Annotated in this window: 8 protein-coding genes; 5 read left to right on the top strand and 3 right to left on the bottom strand. The window is 71.5% G+C overall.

The window, feature by feature from the left end; genetic code table 11:
• Positions 1–191 precede the first annotated feature (191 nt).
• Positions 192–1,730: a M4 family metallopeptidase gene (locus tag ACIG36_RS28055; RefSeq protein WP_399933565.1), complete on the top strand. Its 1,539-nt coding sequence runs from the start codon at positions 192–194 to the stop codon at positions 1,728–1,730.
• Between the two features lie 51 nt (positions 1,731–1,781).
• Here the strand turns inward: ACIG36_RS28055 and glgP are convergent, their stop codons facing one another.
• A complete protein-coding gene (gene glgP, locus ACIG36_RS28060; RefSeq protein WP_399933568.1) occupies positions 1,782–4,409 on the bottom strand; it encodes an alpha-glucan family phosphorylase in 2,628 nt (875 codons plus the stop codon).
• A 674-nt stretch (positions 4,410–5,083) separates the two neighbouring features.
• Here glgP and ACIG36_RS28065 point away from each other — a divergent pair.
• The 4 genes from ACIG36_RS28065 to glgB all read left to right on the top strand — a co-directional run bounded on the left by ACIG36_RS28065 (position 5,084) and on the right by glgB (position 12,983).
• Positions 5,084–7,078, top strand: coding sequence for an alpha-1,4-glucan--maltose-1-phosphate maltosyltransferase (locus ACIG36_RS28065; protein WP_399933571.1), 1,995 nt, complete (start codon positions 5,084–5,086; stop codon positions 7,076–7,078).
• The gene (gene treS / locus ACIG36_RS28070; protein WP_399933573.1) at positions 7,075–8,793 is read left to right on the top strand and encodes a maltose alpha-D-glucosyltransferase; all 1,719 of its coding nucleotides are present in this window, start codon (positions 7,075–7,077) and stop codon (positions 8,791–8,793) included. The genes ACIG36_RS28065 and treS overlap by 4 nt, the downstream gene beginning before the upstream one ends.
• A gap of 399 nt (positions 8,794–9,192) precedes the next feature.
• Entirely contained in the window at positions 9,193–10,635 is a 1,443-nt protein-coding gene (locus tag ACIG36_RS28075) for a phosphotransferase (protein WP_399933576.1), read from the top strand.
• Positions 10,632–12,983: a 1,4-alpha-glucan branching enzyme gene (gene glgB, locus ACIG36_RS28080; protein ID WP_399933579.1), complete on the top strand. Its 2,352-nt coding sequence runs from the start codon at positions 10,632–10,634 to the stop codon at positions 12,981–12,983. The genes ACIG36_RS28075 and glgB overlap by 4 nt, the downstream gene beginning before the upstream one ends.
• Before the next feature lie 16 nt (positions 12,984–12,999).
• On the opposite strand, the gene ACIG36_RS28085 is transcribed toward glgB, so the two are convergent.
• Positions 13,000–13,716, bottom strand: coding sequence for a hypothetical protein (locus ACIG36_RS28085; RefSeq protein ID WP_399933582.1), 717 nt, complete (start codon positions 13,714–13,716; stop codon positions 13,000–13,002).
• A complete protein-coding gene (locus ACIG36_RS28090; protein WP_399933585.1) occupies positions 13,713–14,333 on the bottom strand; it encodes a sigma-70 family RNA polymerase sigma factor in 621 nt (206 codons plus the stop codon). Before ACIG36_RS28090 ends, ACIG36_RS28085 begins: the two co-directional genes overlap by 4 nt.
• Between the last annotated feature and the right edge of the window lie 405 nt (positions 14,334–14,738).

A 14,738-nucleotide genomic window follows, 5' to 3' on the forward strand; every position in this document is an offset into this window, starting at 1 on the left:
CACGGCACGACCGCGACGCGACCGCGAGATGTCCGTTATCGACCGCGATCTCCCGCACTTGATCGAATCTTTATCCGACAGCAATGCGGCTTGATCCGAAATCATCGGCAATGCGCACGCAAGTTCGATAGAACTGTGCGGAGTTGAGCGTGATCTCCGGCGCCGACATCCCCACTGTTTCAGGAGTCTCCGTGCGTCCTTCGTCCCGTATCACCGCCATATCCGCGGCCACCGTGGCCTCGGCCCTGCTCGCCACCGGCTTCACCGCCGGCCCGGCCTCGGCCGCCGGCGACGACCCGGCGGGCGCCGCCGGTCTCGGCGGCAAGGAGAAGCTCGTCGCCCGCGGCGTCGTCACCGACCCCGACGGCACGGTCCACACCCGGTACGAGCGCACCTACGACGGTCTGCCCGTCCTCGGCGGCGACCTGATCGTGCACCGGGCCAAGGACGGCAAGGTGAAGGAGGTCACCAAGGCCACCGACGCCGACATCACGGTGCCCTCCACCAAGCCGAAGCTCGCCGCCCCGGCCGCCGAGCGGTCCGCGATCTCCGCCGCCCGGACCTCCGGCGGCGGGAAGCCGGCCGCCGACAAGGCGCCGCGCAAGGTGATCTGGGCCGCCAAGGGCAAGCCCGTCCTCGCCTACGAGACCGTGGTCGGCGGCCTGCAGCACGACGGCACCCCCAGCAAGCTGCACGTCATCACCGACGCGAACACCGGCGCGAAGCTCTACGAGTACCAGGCCGTGGTGACCGGCACCGGCACCGGCCAGCACAACGGCAAGGTCAAGGTCGGATCCGTCAAGAGCGGCAAGACCTTCCTGATGAAGGACACCGCCCGCGGCGGCCACATGACGTACAACCTCAAGCACGGCGAGGAGGGCCGCGGCGCCACCTTCACCGACGCCGACGACATCTGGGGCAACGGCAAGCCGACCATCGCCCAGACCGCCGCCGTCGACGCCCAGTACGGCGCCGCCGTGACCTGGGACTACTTCAAGGACACCTTCGGTCGCAAGGGCATCCGGGGCGACGGCAAGGCCGCCTACTCGCGCGTCCACTTCGGCAAGGAGTACGTCAACGCCTTCTGGGACGACGACTGCTTCTGCATGACCTACGGCGACGGCGAGAAGGACAGCAAGCCGCTGACCGCGCTGGACGTGGCCGGCCACGAGATGACGCACGGCGTCACCTCCAACACCGCCAAGCTCAACTACAGCGGCGAGTCGGGCGGCCTCAACGAGGCCACCTCCGACATCTTCGGCACCGCCGCCGAGTTCCACGCCAAGAACGCCAACGACCCGGGCGACTACCTCATCGGCGAGAAGATCGACATCAACGGCAACGGCACGCCGCTGCGCTACATGGACAAGCCCAGCCGGGACGGCGAGTCGCCCGACTACTGGAACTCCAAGCTCGGCGACCTCGACGTGCACTTCTCCTCGGGCGTGGCCAACCACTTCTTCTACCTGCTCGCCGAGGGCAGCGGCAAGAAGACGATCAACGGCGTGAAGTACGACAGCCCCACCAAGGACGGCAAGGCCGTCAAGGGCATCGGCCGCGCCGCCGCCGAGAAGATCTGGTACAAGGCGCTGACCGCCCACATGACGTCGACCACGAACTACAAGGGCGCGCGCACCGCGACCCTGAAGGCCGCCACCTCGCTGTACGGGAAGAACAGCACCCAGTACAAGACGGTGGCCGCCGCCTGGACGGCCGTCAACGTCAAGTGATCCCGGGGTGCGGGGGCCGGGCACGCGCCACGGCCCCCCCACGCCCGTGCGTCACCGCATCAGTACCCCGGCCGCCTCGCCGGTGGCCTCCGACGGCACGGCGACCAGGCCCAGTTCCGTCCCGTTCGCCAGCAGCCGGTGCGAGGGCAGGATGCGCACGGTGTAGCCGAACGGGCCGGTGCGGTCGAGGGTCAGCGGGCCCTCGTAGAGCCGCCGGCCGTCCAGCGCCGGGGCCCCGGTGGCCTTGAGCGGGAAGGCGACCGTCCGGGTCAGCCGGTCGGACTGGTCCACCCGGCCCGCGACGGCCTGTACCTCCACGTCGGCCGGGTCCAGCTCGCCCAGCGTCACGCACACCCGCAGGGAGACGGTGGAGCCCAGCTCCGCGGTGCCGTTCAGCGGCCCGTCCGAGACCGCCTCCACATGGTCGACCGCCACGGCCGGCCAGGCGGCCCGCACCCGGGCCTTCCACGCGGCCAGTTCCCCGGCGGCACGGGGCTCCAGCGCCCGGTGGGCCTCGGCGGCCGGCCCGTACAGCCGCTCGACGTACTCGCGCACCATGCGCCCGGCGAGCACCTTGGGGCCCAGGGACGTCAGGGTCCGCCGGACCATCTCGATCCAGCGGCCCGGCAGTCCGCCCGGCCCGCGGTCGTAGAAGCGCGGCGCCACCCGCTGCTCCAGCAGGTCGTAGAGCGCGGCCGCCTCGAGGTCGTCGCGGCGGTCGTCGTCCATGGCGGCGCCGTCGGCGGTGGGGATGGCCCAGCCGAAGTCCGGCTCGTACCATTCGTCCCACCAGCCGTCCAGGACGGACAGGTTGAGACAGCCGTTGAGGGCGGCCTTCATGCCCGACGTGCCGCAGGCCTCGAGCGGTCGCAGCGGGTTGTTGAGCCAGACGTCGCAGCCGGGGTAGAGCCGCTGGGCCATGGCCATGCCGTAGTCCGGCAGGAAGACCAGCCGGTGGCGCACGCGCGCGTCGTCGGCGAACCGCACCAGCTCCTGGACCAGCCGCTTGCCGCTGTCGTCCGCCGGGTGGGCCTTGCCCGCGACGACGATCTGGACCGGGCGCTCGGGGTGCAGCAGCAGCTCGGTCAGCCGCTCGCGGTCGCGCAGCATCAGCGTCAGGCGCTTGTACGACGGCACGCGCCGGGCGAAGCCGATGGTGAGGACGTCGGGGTCCAGCACCCCGTCGATCCAGCCGAGCTCGGCGGTGCCCGCGCCGCGCTCGCGCCAGGAGGCGCGCAGCCGCTGCCGCACCTCCTCCACCAGCTGCTCCCGCAGGGTGCGGCGCAGCTCCCAGATGTCGGCGTCGGGGATGTCGGCGACGGTGTCCCAGCGCTGCTTGCCGCCGACGGCCAGGGCGTCCTCGGCGCGGCCTGCGCCGATCTGCCGGGCGCCGAGCCGGAAGACCTCGGGGGCGACCCAGGTGGGGGCGTGGACGCCGTTGGTGACGGAGGTGATGGGGACCTCCTCGGCGTCGAAGCCGGGCCACAGCCCGGCGAACATCTCCCTGCTGACCTGGCCGTGCAGGGTGGAGACGCCGTTGGCCCGCTGGGCCAGGCGCAGGCCCATGACGGCCATGTTGAAGAGGTTGGCCTCGCCGCCGGGGTAGTCCTCGCGGCCGAGGGCGAGGATCCGTTCGACGTCGATGCCCGGCAGTTCGCCGCCCTCGCCGAAGTGCCGGGCGACCAGGGAGGCCTCGAAGCGGTCGATGCCGGCGGGCACGGGGGTGTGCGTGGTGAAGACCGCTCCGGCGCGCACGCTCTCCAGCGCGGCGTCGAAGTCGGCTCCCTGCTCGGCGAGTTCCCGGATGCGCTCCAGGCCCAGGAAGCCGGCGTGGCCCTCGTTGGTGTGGAACACCTCGGGCTCGGGGTGGCCGGCGATCCGGCAGTACGCCCGGACCGCGCGCACCCCGCCGATGCCCAGCAGCATCTCCTGCAGCAGCCGGTGCTCGCTGCCGCCGCCGTAGAGCCGGTCGGTGACGTCGCGCTCGCCGGGGCCGTTGTCCTCCACGTCGGAGTCCAGCAGCAGCAGGGGCACCCGGCCCACCTGGGCCTTCCAGATGGAGGCGAGGAGCCGGCGGCCGCCGGGCAGGGCAAGGGTGACCCGGCTGGGGGTGCCGTCGCTCTCGCGGAGCATGGACAGCGGGAGCTCGTTGGGGTCGAGCAGGGGGTAGTGCTCCTGCTGCCAGCCCTCGCGGGAGAGGGACTGCCGGAAGTAGCCGTGGCGGTAGAGCAGTCCGACGCCGATGAGGGGAACGCCCAGGTCGCTGGCCGATTTCAGGTGGTCCCCGGCGAGGATGCCCAGGCCCCCGCTGTACTGCGGCAGGGCCGCGGTGATGCCGAACTCGGGCGAGAAGTAGGCGACGGCGGCCGGCAGCCCGGCGGGCTGTTCCTGGTACCACCGGCGGCCGGTCAGATAGTCGTTCAGATCGTCGGACGCGGCCGCGAGCCGCCGCCGGAAGCGGCGGTCCTCGGCGAGGACGGCCAGCCGGTCGGCGGAGACCGAACCCAGCAGCCGCAACGGATCGCCACCGGCGGCCCGCCACCCCTCGGGGTCGACGGACTGGAACAGTTCGCGGGTCTCGGGATGCCAGGACCAGCGCAGATTGCGCGCCAGTTCGCTGAGCGGTCGTAGGGGTTCCGGAAGGACGGGACGCACGCTGAATCGACGAATGGCCTTCACCTCCACGACGTTAGCGGCGCGGGGCACGCCCGTGCCGCCCCAAGCGCACAAGTGCCCCCTTCCGCCGTAGGAACACCGCGCCGGGTCCGCCGGGCAGCGGTGGCCAAGGCCGGCGCGGATCGGCTGCTGCGATCGCACTAGACCATATGTACTAGGCGGATTTACGCTCCGCGTACAGCAGCACTGTCCAAGGCCAAATGCCGCTACGGCCTTCGAAGGTGATGCCCGGCACGGCCTTCCGCGACCGGCCGTCGTTTACCCGCTTTCGTCACATTGCACACGATCGGCCCAGCGGGGAGACTCCCTACGGGTGACGGAGGAACGGCCGCCCTCCGCACGTGGTGCCACGGGAACTACGCACGAGTAGTTCATACGGTCCGGGCATGCCCGGCCGGGCCCGGTGGGAAAGCTCACCCGGTATGCAGAGACCCCCGTCCGCCGCCCTGCTCAGGGCGGTGGTGCGACCCCATTTCTTCTCGCCGCACTGTTTCTCCCACCCGGAGTTTGATTCCGGCCCTCACCGCCCACCCGAGTGAACGCGGACAGGAGCAGTCATGCCCGCACCCTCCCGACCCCCGACGGAGCGGATAGAAAGTACAGAACCGGCCAGACCTGTTCACAGTTCCGTCAGTCCCGTCAGTTCCGTCAGTCCCGTCGCATCTCCAGGTGATCCTATGATCGGTCGCATCCCCGTCCTGGACCTCGGCCCGCTCGTCGACTGCGGCCGAAGGCCCGTCAAGGCCGTGGTGGGCGAGGCCTTCGAGGTCACGGCCACGGTGTTCCGCGAGGGCCATGAGGCGGTCGGCGCGAACGTGGTGCTGCGCGGGCCCGCGGGGCGCTCGGGCCCGTGGATCCCCATGCACGAGGCGGCGCCGGGCACCGACCGGTGGGCCGCGGAGGTCGCCCTGGACAGCGAGGGCCGCTGGACGTACGCCGTGGAGGCCTGGGGCGATCCGCTCACCACCTGGCGGGAGCACGCGCTGATCAAGATTCCGGCGGGGATCGACATCGCGCTGGTGCTGGAGGAGGGCGCCCGGCTCTACGAGCGCGCCGCCTCCGGGGTGCCCAAGAGCGACGGCCGGGAGGCGGTACTGGTCGCGGTCGACGCCCTGCGCGACGCCGAGCGCCCGCCCGCCGCCCGGCTGGACGCGGCCCTCGACCCGGCCGTCCTGGCGGCCCTGACCCGGCACCCGCTGCGGGAGCTGGTCACCGCCTCCCGCCCGGTGCCGGTGCTGGTGGAGCGCGAGCGGGCGCTGTTCGGCTCCTGGTACGAGCTCTTCCCGCGCTCGGAGGGCGCGGTGCTGCGCGAGGGGCGGCGGCCGGTCGGCGGCACGTTCCGCACCGCCGCGAACCGGCTGCCGGCCGTGGCGGCCATGGGCTTCGACGTGGTCTACCTCCCGCCCGTGCACCCCATCGGCTCCACCCACCGCAAGGGCCCCAACGACACGCTGGGCGCGGGCCCTTACGACGTGGGCAGCCCCTGGGCCATCGGCTCCGCCGAGGGCGGGCACGACGCGATCCACCCGGACCTGGGCACGTTCGACGACTTCGACCACTTCGTGGCGCGGGCGCGCGAGCTGCGCATGGAGGTGGCGCTCGACTTCGCGCTGCAGTGCTCCCCCGACCACCCCTGGGTGGGCAAGCACCCCGAGTGGTTCCGGCAGCGCGCCGACGGCTCCATCGCCCATGCCGAGAACCCCCCGAAGAAGTACCAGGACATCTATCCCCTGGTCTTCGACGAGGACTTCGACGGGCTGCTGGCGGAGACGCTGCGCGTGCTGCGGTTGTGGATGGCGCACGGGGTGCGGATCTTCCGGGTGGACAATCCGCACACCAAGCCGGTGGTCTTCTGGGAGCGCGTGATCGCCGAGATCGGCCGGACCGACCCGGACGTGATCTTCCTGGCCGAGGCGTTCACCCGGCCCGCCATGATGCGCACCCTGGGCGCGATCGGCTTCCAGCAGTCGTACACCTACTTCACCTGGCGCAACGGCAAGCACGAGCTCACCGAGTACCTCACCGAGCTCTCGCGGGGGACGGCCGCCTGCATGCGCCCCAACCTCTTCGTGAACACCCCCGACATCCTGCACGCCTATCTCCAGGACGGCGGCCGGCCCGCCTTCGAGGTGCGCGCGGTGCTCGCCGCCACGCTCTCCCCCTCGTGGGGCGTCTACGCGGGCTACGAGCTGTGCGAGAACACCCCGGTGCGCGACGGCAGCGAGGAGTACCTGGACTCGGAGAAGTACCAACTGCGCCCGCGTGACTGGGAGTCGGCGGAGCGCGAAGGCCGCAGCCTGGCCCCCCTGATCACCCTCCTCAACCGGCTGAGGCGCCGTCAGCCCGCCCTGCGGCAGCTGCGGAACCTGCGTTTCCATGACGCCGACAACGACGCCGTCATCGCCTACTCCAAACGGTCCGGTTCCTCCTGTGTGCTCACGGTCGTCAACCTCGACCCCCACCACACCCAGGAGGCCACGGTCTCGTTGGACATGCCGGAGCTCGGCCTCGACTGGCACGAGTCCGTGCCGGTGCGCGACGAGCTCACCGGAGAGACCTATCACTGGGGCAGGGACAACTATGTGCGCCTCGAGCCGGGCCGTTCGATCGCGCCCGCGCATGTGTTCTCGCTGCGACCGTCCTCACAGATCGGAGGGTCACCCACACCATGATCGTCAATGAGCCCGTCCAGGACACCTTCGAGGACACTCCCGCCAAGGACCTGGATCCCGACTGGTTCAAGCGGGCCGTCTTCTACGAAGTACTCGTGCGGTCCTTCCAGGACAGCGACGGGGACGGCATCGGCGACCTCAAGGGGCTGACGGCCAAGCTGGACTATCTGCAGTGGCTGGGCGTCGACTGCCTGTGGCTGCCGCCGTTCTTCCAGTCCCCGCTGCGGGACGGCGGCTATGACGTCTCCGACTACACCTCGGTGCTGCCGGAGTTCGGTGACCTCGCGGATTTCGTGGAGTTCGTGGACGCCGCGCACCAGCGCGGCATGCGCGTCATCATCGACTTTGTCATGAACCATACGAGCGACCAGCACGACTGGTTCCAGCAGTCCCGCACCGACCCCGACGGTCCGTACGGCGACTACTACGTATGGGCCGACGACGACAAGCAGTACCAGGACGCGCGGATCATCTTCGTCGACACGGAGACCTCGAACTGGACGTTCGACCCGGTGCGCAAGCAGTACTACTGGCACCGCTTCTTCTCCCACCAGCCGGACCTCAACTACGAGAACCCGGCGGTGCAGGAGGAGATCCTGGCCGCGCTGCGGTTCTGGCTGGACCTGGGCATCGACGGCTTCCGGCTGGACGCGGTGCCGTACCTCTTCGCCGAGGAGGGCACCAACTGCGAGAACCTGCCGCGCAGCCACGAGTTCCTCAAGCGGGTGCGGGCCGAGATCGACGCCCACTACCCCGACACGGTGCTGCTGGCGGAGGCCAACCAGTGGCCCGAGGACGTGGTCGACTACTTCGGCGACTACGCCCAGGGCGGCGACGAGTGCCATATGGCGTTCCACTTCCCCGTGATGCCGCGCATCTTCATGGCCGTACGGCGGGAGTCGCGCTACCCGGTCTCGGAAATCCTGGCCAAGACCCCGGCCATCCCCTCCCGCTGCCAGTGGGGCATCTTCCTGCGCAACCACGACGAGCTCACGCTCGAGATGGTCACGGACGAAGAGCGCGACTACATGTGGGCGGAGTACGCCAAGGACCCGCGGATGCGCGCCAACATCGGCATCCGCCGCCGGCTGGCCCCGCTGCTGGACAACGACCGCAACCAGATCGAGCTCTTCACGGCCCTGCTGCTGTCGCTGCCCGGCTCGCCGATCCTGTACTACGGCGACGAGATCGGCATGGGCGACAACATCTGGCTGGGCGACCGGGACGCGGTGCGCACCCCCATGCAGTGGACGCCGGACCGCAACGCCGGCTTCTCCTCCTGCGACCCGGGCCGGCTCTACCTGCCGACCATCATGGACCCGGTCTACGGCTACCAGGTCACCAATGTGGAGGCGGCCATGAGCAGCCCCTCCTCGCTGCTGCACTGGACCCGCCGGATGATCGAGATCCGTAAGCAGAACCCCGCGTTCGGGCTGGGCTCGTACACCGAGCTGACCTCGAGCAACCCGGCGGTGCTGGCGTTCCTGCGGGAGCACGGCGACGACCTGGTGCTGTGCGTGAACAATTTCTCCCGCTTCGCCCAGCCGACCGAGCTGGACCTGCGGGCGTTCAACCGCCGCCACCCGGTCGAGCTGATCGGCGGGGTGCGCTTCCCGGCCATCGGTGAACTGCCGTACCTGCTGACGCTGGCGGGCCACGGCTTCTACTGGTTCCGGTTGCGCGGCAACGCCCCGGCGCCGGTGCCCGTGCGCTGAGCGCGGGCGGCGTACCGACCCGGCCGTGCGCGCCCCCGGTGGCCGCGCACGGCTCGTACGCAGGCAGTACACGCAGCACGGCGGATTCGCGGTTTTCGGCGCCGGGGGCCCGGGAACCCGTACCAGAACGCAGTCGCACAGCCCTGCAGAACAGCCCCGCGAACAGCCCCGCAATGAGCCCGCCCGTCACGATCCGGCACGTATCGCACCTCGTATCGCACCTCCTGCACGGCCCGCGGCCACGGCCGCGGGCGTCGCACGACACCGCATACAGGGCCGAAGGCGCTGACCGTACGGACGATCCTCGCCCGACACGTCCCGCACCACGCACCGGCCAAAGCCGCAATCCGGGACACTTTGCCCCATCCGTCGTGTGCCCCGGGGAAAGGACGCGACGCCATGTCGGACGCTGCACCGCCCCACCGGGAGGCCACCTCCGCCCGCCCGGGACCGGCCCCCGGTTCCTCGACGCCCTCCGGCCCCGCGATGCTCGCCTCGCTGGGCCCGCTGCTGCTCGAGTGGCTGCCGCGACAGCGCTGGTTCGCGGGCAAGGGCCGCCCGCTGACCGGGTTCACGCTCGTCGCGGCCACCGAACTGCTGCCCCTGCCCCGCGCCGGCGGCGCCCCGGGCCTGCTCCACGTCCTCTTCCGCGCCCGGCAGGAGGGCGTCACCGAGGACTGCTACCAGCTGCTGCTGGGCGTCCGCGACGTCCTGCCCCCGCACCTCGCGCCCGCGCTGGTCGGCCGCCCGGACGACGGGCCGCTGCGGGGCCGCACCGTCTACGAAGGGCTCACCGACCCACGCCTGGCCGCCCTGCTCCTGGAGCGGCTGCGGGTGCCCGGCCGGCTCGGCCCCCTGCGCTTCCACCGCGAACCGGACGCCTCCATCCCACCGGGACTGACGCCCCGGCTCCTGGACGCCGAGCAGTCCAACTCCTCGGCCGTCTACGGCGAAACGTACATCCTCAAGCTGTTCCGCCGGGTGGTCCCCGGCACCAACCCCGACCTGGAGCTGCCCCGCGCCCTGGCGCGCACCGGCTGCTCGCGCGTCCCCGCGCCCGCCGCCTGGTTCGAGGCCGGACCGCTCGCCCCCGGCGCCGAACCCATGACGCTCGGCGTGCTGCAGCCCTACCTGCCGGGCTCGGCCGACGGCTGGCAGCTGGCCCTGGGCGCCCTGGCCGAACGGGCCGACTTCACCGCCTCCGCCCGCGCCCTCGGCCACGCCACCGCCGAGGTCCACCTGGCGCTGGCCGAGGCGCTGCCCACCACCGTGCTGCGCCGCCCCCAGCTCGAGGCCCTCGCCGCCGTCATGACCCGGCGCCTGGACGCCGCCGCCGAGGCCGTCCCTCAGCTGCGCCCGTACCGGACCGCGCTGGCCGCGGCCTACGACGAACTCACCGCGCCCGGCGGGGAGCGGGGCTCGTGGTGCGCGCAGCGCATCCACGGCGACCTGCACCTGGGCCAGGCCCTGCGCACGCCCGGCGACGGCCGCTGGTCCCTGATCGACTTCGAGGGCGAGCCCGCGCGCCCGCTGGACGAGCGCCGCCGCCCGCAGCCCGTCGCCCGGGACATCGCGGGCATGCTGCGCTCGTTCGACTACGCGGCCGCGGTCGGCCAGGCGCCCGGCCCCGGCTGGGCGGACGCGGCCCGTGCCGCCTACTGCGAGGGCTACGCGGCGGCCCACCACGACGACCCCCGCGAGGACCCCCGGCTGCTGCGCGCGCACGAGACGGACAAGGCCGTCTACGAAGTGCTCTACGAGGCCCGCCACCGGCCCGACTGGCTGCCCGTCCCGATGTCCGCGATCCGCAGGCTCGCGGGCGCGGCCTCCGGGACCGCATGACCCCCGACCCGCTGCCCGGATTCCCGACCCCGGAGGACCCCCCAGTGGAAGCACGACCACCGATCCCGGCCACGTTCCTGCCCGCGCCGCCCGGACGGCGGCCGCCTCCGCGCACCCCCGAGCCGCGCGCCGGGGGGACCGCGTCGCGTGGTGTGCGCCGGGCCGAGCCCCTGGACGACGCCACGCGCGGCCGTCTGCTGGCCGGCGCGCACCACGACCCGCACAGCGTGCTGGGCGCCCACCGGGTGCCCGGGGGCGTGCTCCTGCGCGCCCTGCGCCCGTTCGCCCGCGCCGTCGCGGTGACGGCGAAGGGGCTGCGCGCCGAGCTGCACGACGAGGGCGACGGCCTGTTCGCCGGGGTGCTGCCGATGGGCGGCATCCCCTCCGGCTACCGGCTCGTGGTCACCTACGACGACAACGAGATCGAGATCGAGGACCCGTACCGCTTCCTGCCGGCCCTGGGCGAGCTGGACCTGCACCTGATCGGCGAGGGTCGGCACGAGCAGCTGTGGCACGCGCTGGGCGCCCGTCCGATGACGCACGAGGGCGTGGCGGGCACCCGGTTCGCCGTCTGGGCGCCCAACGCACGGGGTGTACGCGTGGTGGGCGACTTCAACTACTGGGACGGCACCGGATATCCGATGCGTTCGCTGGGCGGCACCGGGGTGTGGGAGCTGTTCCTGCCGGGGGTCGGCGAGGGGGCGCTGTACAAGTTCCAGATCACCCGGCCCGACGGCTCGCACACGATGCGGGCGGATCCGATGGCCCGGCGCACGGAGGTGCCGCCCGCCAACGCCTCGATCGTGCACGCCTCGCACCACGTGTGGCGCGACAGCGCGTGGATGCAGGGGCGGGGCGCGCGGCCGGTGCACGAGGCGCCCTTCTCCGTCTACGAGGTGCACCTGCCCTCCTGGCGCCCCGGGCTGACCTACCGGCAGCTCGCCGAGCAGCTGCCCGCGTACGTCAAGGACCTCGGCTTCACGCACGTCGAGCTGATGCCGGTGGCCGAGCACCCCTTCGGGGGCTCGTGGGGGTACCAGGTCACCGGCTTCTACGCGCCGACCGCGCGGCTGGGCACGCCCGACGACTTCAAGCATCTGGTCGACGCCCTGCATCGGGCGGGCATCGGGGTGCTGATGGACTGGGTGCCGGCGCACTTCCCGCGCGACGACTGGGCGCTGGCCGAGTTCGACGGCCGCCCGCTGTACGAGCACCAGGACCCCTCGCGGGCCGCGCACCCCGACTGGGGGACGCTGGAGTTCGACTACGGGCGCAAGGAGGTCCGTAACTTCCTGGTGGCGAACGCGGTGTACTGGTGCGAGGAGTTCCACATCGACGGGCTGCGCGTGGACGCCGTGGCCTCGATGCTCTACCTCGACTACTCCCGCGAGCCGGGCCAGTGGTCGCCGAACGAGCACGGCGGCCGGGAGAACCTGGACGCGGTGGCCTTCCTGCAGGAGATGAACGCGACGGTCTACCGCCGCTGCCCCGGCGTGGTGACGATCGCGGAGGAGTCCACCGCCTGGGACGGCGTCACCCGCGCCACGCACCTGGTGGGCGCCGGGGGCTTCGGCGGGCTGGGCTTCGGGCTGAAGTGGAACATGGGCTGGATGCACGACTCGCTGGAGTACGTGGCCAAGGAGCCGGTGCACCGCAAGTACCACCACGGCGAGATGACCTTCGCCATGGTCTACGCGTACAGCGAGAACTATGTGCTGCCGATCTCGCACGACGAGGTCGTGCACGGAAAGCGCTCGCTGGTCTCGAAGATGCCGGGCGACTGGTGGCAGCAGCGCGCCGACCACCGCGCGTTCCTGGGCTTCATGTGGGCCCACCCGGGCAAACAGCTGCTGTTCATGGGCCAGGAGTTCGCGCAGGGCGCGGAGTGGTCCGAGAGCCACGGCCCCGACTGGTGGCTGCTGGACCCCTCGTACGCCGCCGAGCCGGACCACCGGGGCGTACGCGACCTGGTGCGCGACCTCAACGAGCGCTACCGCGCGACCCCGGCGCTGTGGGAACGGGACACCTCCCCCGAGGGCTTCGAGTGGGTCGACGGCAACGCCTACGAGGACAACGTCTTCGCGTTCCTGCGCCGCGCGGCGGACGGCTCCCCGCTGCTGGCGGTCAGCAACTTCTCCCCGGTGGTGCGGCACGGCTACCGCCTGGGTGTCCCGGCCCGGGACACGGTCTGGGAGGAGTGCCTGAACACCGACGCCCTGCGCTACGGCGGCAGCGGCGTGGCCAACACGGACCCGCTCAAGGGCGAGTCCCTGCGCAGCCACGGCCGCCCGGCGAGCCTCACCCTGACGCTGCCGCCGCTGGGGACGGTGTGGTTGCGGCCGGTGTGAGCGGTGATGGACAAACCTATCCGGCGGGCGCCGGGGCGGAGGTCAGAGCACGCAGTTCCTGGACGATGGGCGGTCCGGGCAGGGGAATCGGGCCGAGGTCCGGATGATGCCGCTCGGTGATGTGGACGGTGACGTCCTCGGGCAGCCGGACGACGGTGGCGGCCGCTCTCGAGCGGTCGCCCCACACCCGGGTCGGTTCGAAGTCCCCGCTCAGCAATCGGTCGCCCCAGATGCCCGCGTCGTGGTACTCGCCACGGCGCGAATGATCGAGGAAGAGGCAGTACTCGGCGGTGCTGTCACCGGCTCCCGCGGCGAACTGCCACCAGAAGCGCGCGCCGTCGCCGTGTCCGGCGAGATGCAGCAGGCATGCGAAGACGAGGGCACCCGTGCGGTCGGCGCAGTGGGCCTGGACGAACCTTTCGAGGTCGCGGTCGGCCCTCGGCGCGTGGAGGACGACGACGCTCATGGTGGTGAGGTCCGACCACGCCCGATCGCCGTTGGGGCTGCCCCCCGGCGTGGGCTCCGTCCAGGCGGGGGGCCAGGCGACGAACACCGGGCGGGGAGCGCTGCGGGGGTGCTCGTGCAGCGGGCAGCCGTGGCGTGCGGCCCTGCGCCGCCGCAGCCGGGCCTCCGCCGCGGCCACGTCGTATCCGGAGTACCGGTCCCTGGTTCGGGCGCGGGCCAGCAGGTTCTCCAGCCTGCCACGAGGCTGGGGCGCCGGGCCGTCGGTCATGGGGTTCCCTCCTGTGGTGCGCTGCCGTCGGCATTCCCGGCTTCCAGCAGACGGGCCAGGCGTCGGCAGGCCTGGCTGAGATGTGAGCGAACGGTGGCTTCCTCCACGCCCATCAGCGTCGCCGCCTCGGATGTGGTGAAGTCCAGTCCGTAGCGGAGCGTGATCGCATCACGCTGGCGTTCGCTCAACAGCCGTACCGATGAATAGAGTTGTAAGGAGTCGGCGAGCACCTCGAAGGGGTCCTCCGTGGTGTCGCGCAGCGCCGCTTCGAAAGCGGCGACGTCCATGGGCTCGGCGCGGCGCCGACGGCGACGGTACTGGTCGACGATGCGGTTCTTCAGAATGGTCCACGCGTACCGCTCGAGGTGCTCCATCCGCAGCATCTCGCACCAGTTGTCCATGATGGCGTCGAACGCGGCGTCCACCGCTTCTTCCGTGTCCGCGTCCGAGCCCAGTTGCAGGTAGGCAAAGCTCATGTAGGCCTGCCGACGGTCGGCGTGAAAGGCCCAGTACGACATCCTGGCCGAGTCCGACCAGTGCGCCATCGACGTTATCTTCCTTCTCCCGCCGGGCGTGCCCACAGCGCCGCCGTGGTCCTCGGCCGCATGGTCAGCCACCGTGGCCTCCGTCCCGGCGAAGGGCCTTGGCGGCGTGCCGCGGCGAGCTGTGGAGACCGTCGATTCCCACGCGGACACCTGCAGTCAACAGCCGACGGGACAATCGGAAGGCATCGGGCCCGAAGAGCCTGACGGCCATGGCGATGTCGATCCACTGCGCCGCGATGTCTTGGTGCACGTTCTCTCTCTCCTCGGATCAGGTGGTGTGTCGTGACGGGGAGACGCCGGGTCCCCCTGTGCGGCGCCGGAGGCTGATGCCTCCACTCGTATAAGCGCCGGAGAGTGACCGAACGTGCAGAAGTTCGGCGAAGAATTCATCATCCGCGCGGACTCGGTCACTCACAGCCCTGAAACCGATCAGGATTAGTGATCAGATCTGCATAATTCCGCGTGGGATCAGCAGGT

The sequence above is a fragment of the Streptomyces sp. NPDC053048 genome (assembly GCF_044547045.1).
Lineage (GTDB): Bacteria > Actinomycetota > Actinomycetes > Streptomycetales > Streptomycetaceae > Streptomyces.

What these genes read in the sequence shown, in the direction of transcription:
- ACIG36_RS28065 (WP_399933571.1), top strand. Translation starts at nt 5,084, where the DNA reads ATGATCGGTCGCATCCCCGTCCTGGACCTCGGCCCGCTCGTCGACTGC.
- treS (WP_399933573.1), top strand. Translation starts at nt 7,075, where the DNA reads ATGATCGTCAATGAGCCCGTCCAGGACACCTTCGAGGACACTCCCGCC.
- ACIG36_RS28075 (WP_399933576.1), top strand. Translation starts at nt 9,193, where the DNA reads ATGTCGGACGCTGCACCGCCCCACCGGGAGGCCACCTCCGCCCGCCCG.
- glgB (WP_399933579.1), top strand. Translation starts at nt 10,632, where the DNA reads ATGACCCCCGACCCGCTGCCCGGATTCCCGACCCCGGAGGACCCCCCA.
- ACIG36_RS28085 (WP_399933582.1), bottom strand. Translation starts at nt 13,716, where the DNA reads ATGACCGACGGCCCGGCGCCCCAGCCTCGTGGCAGGCTGGAGAACCTG.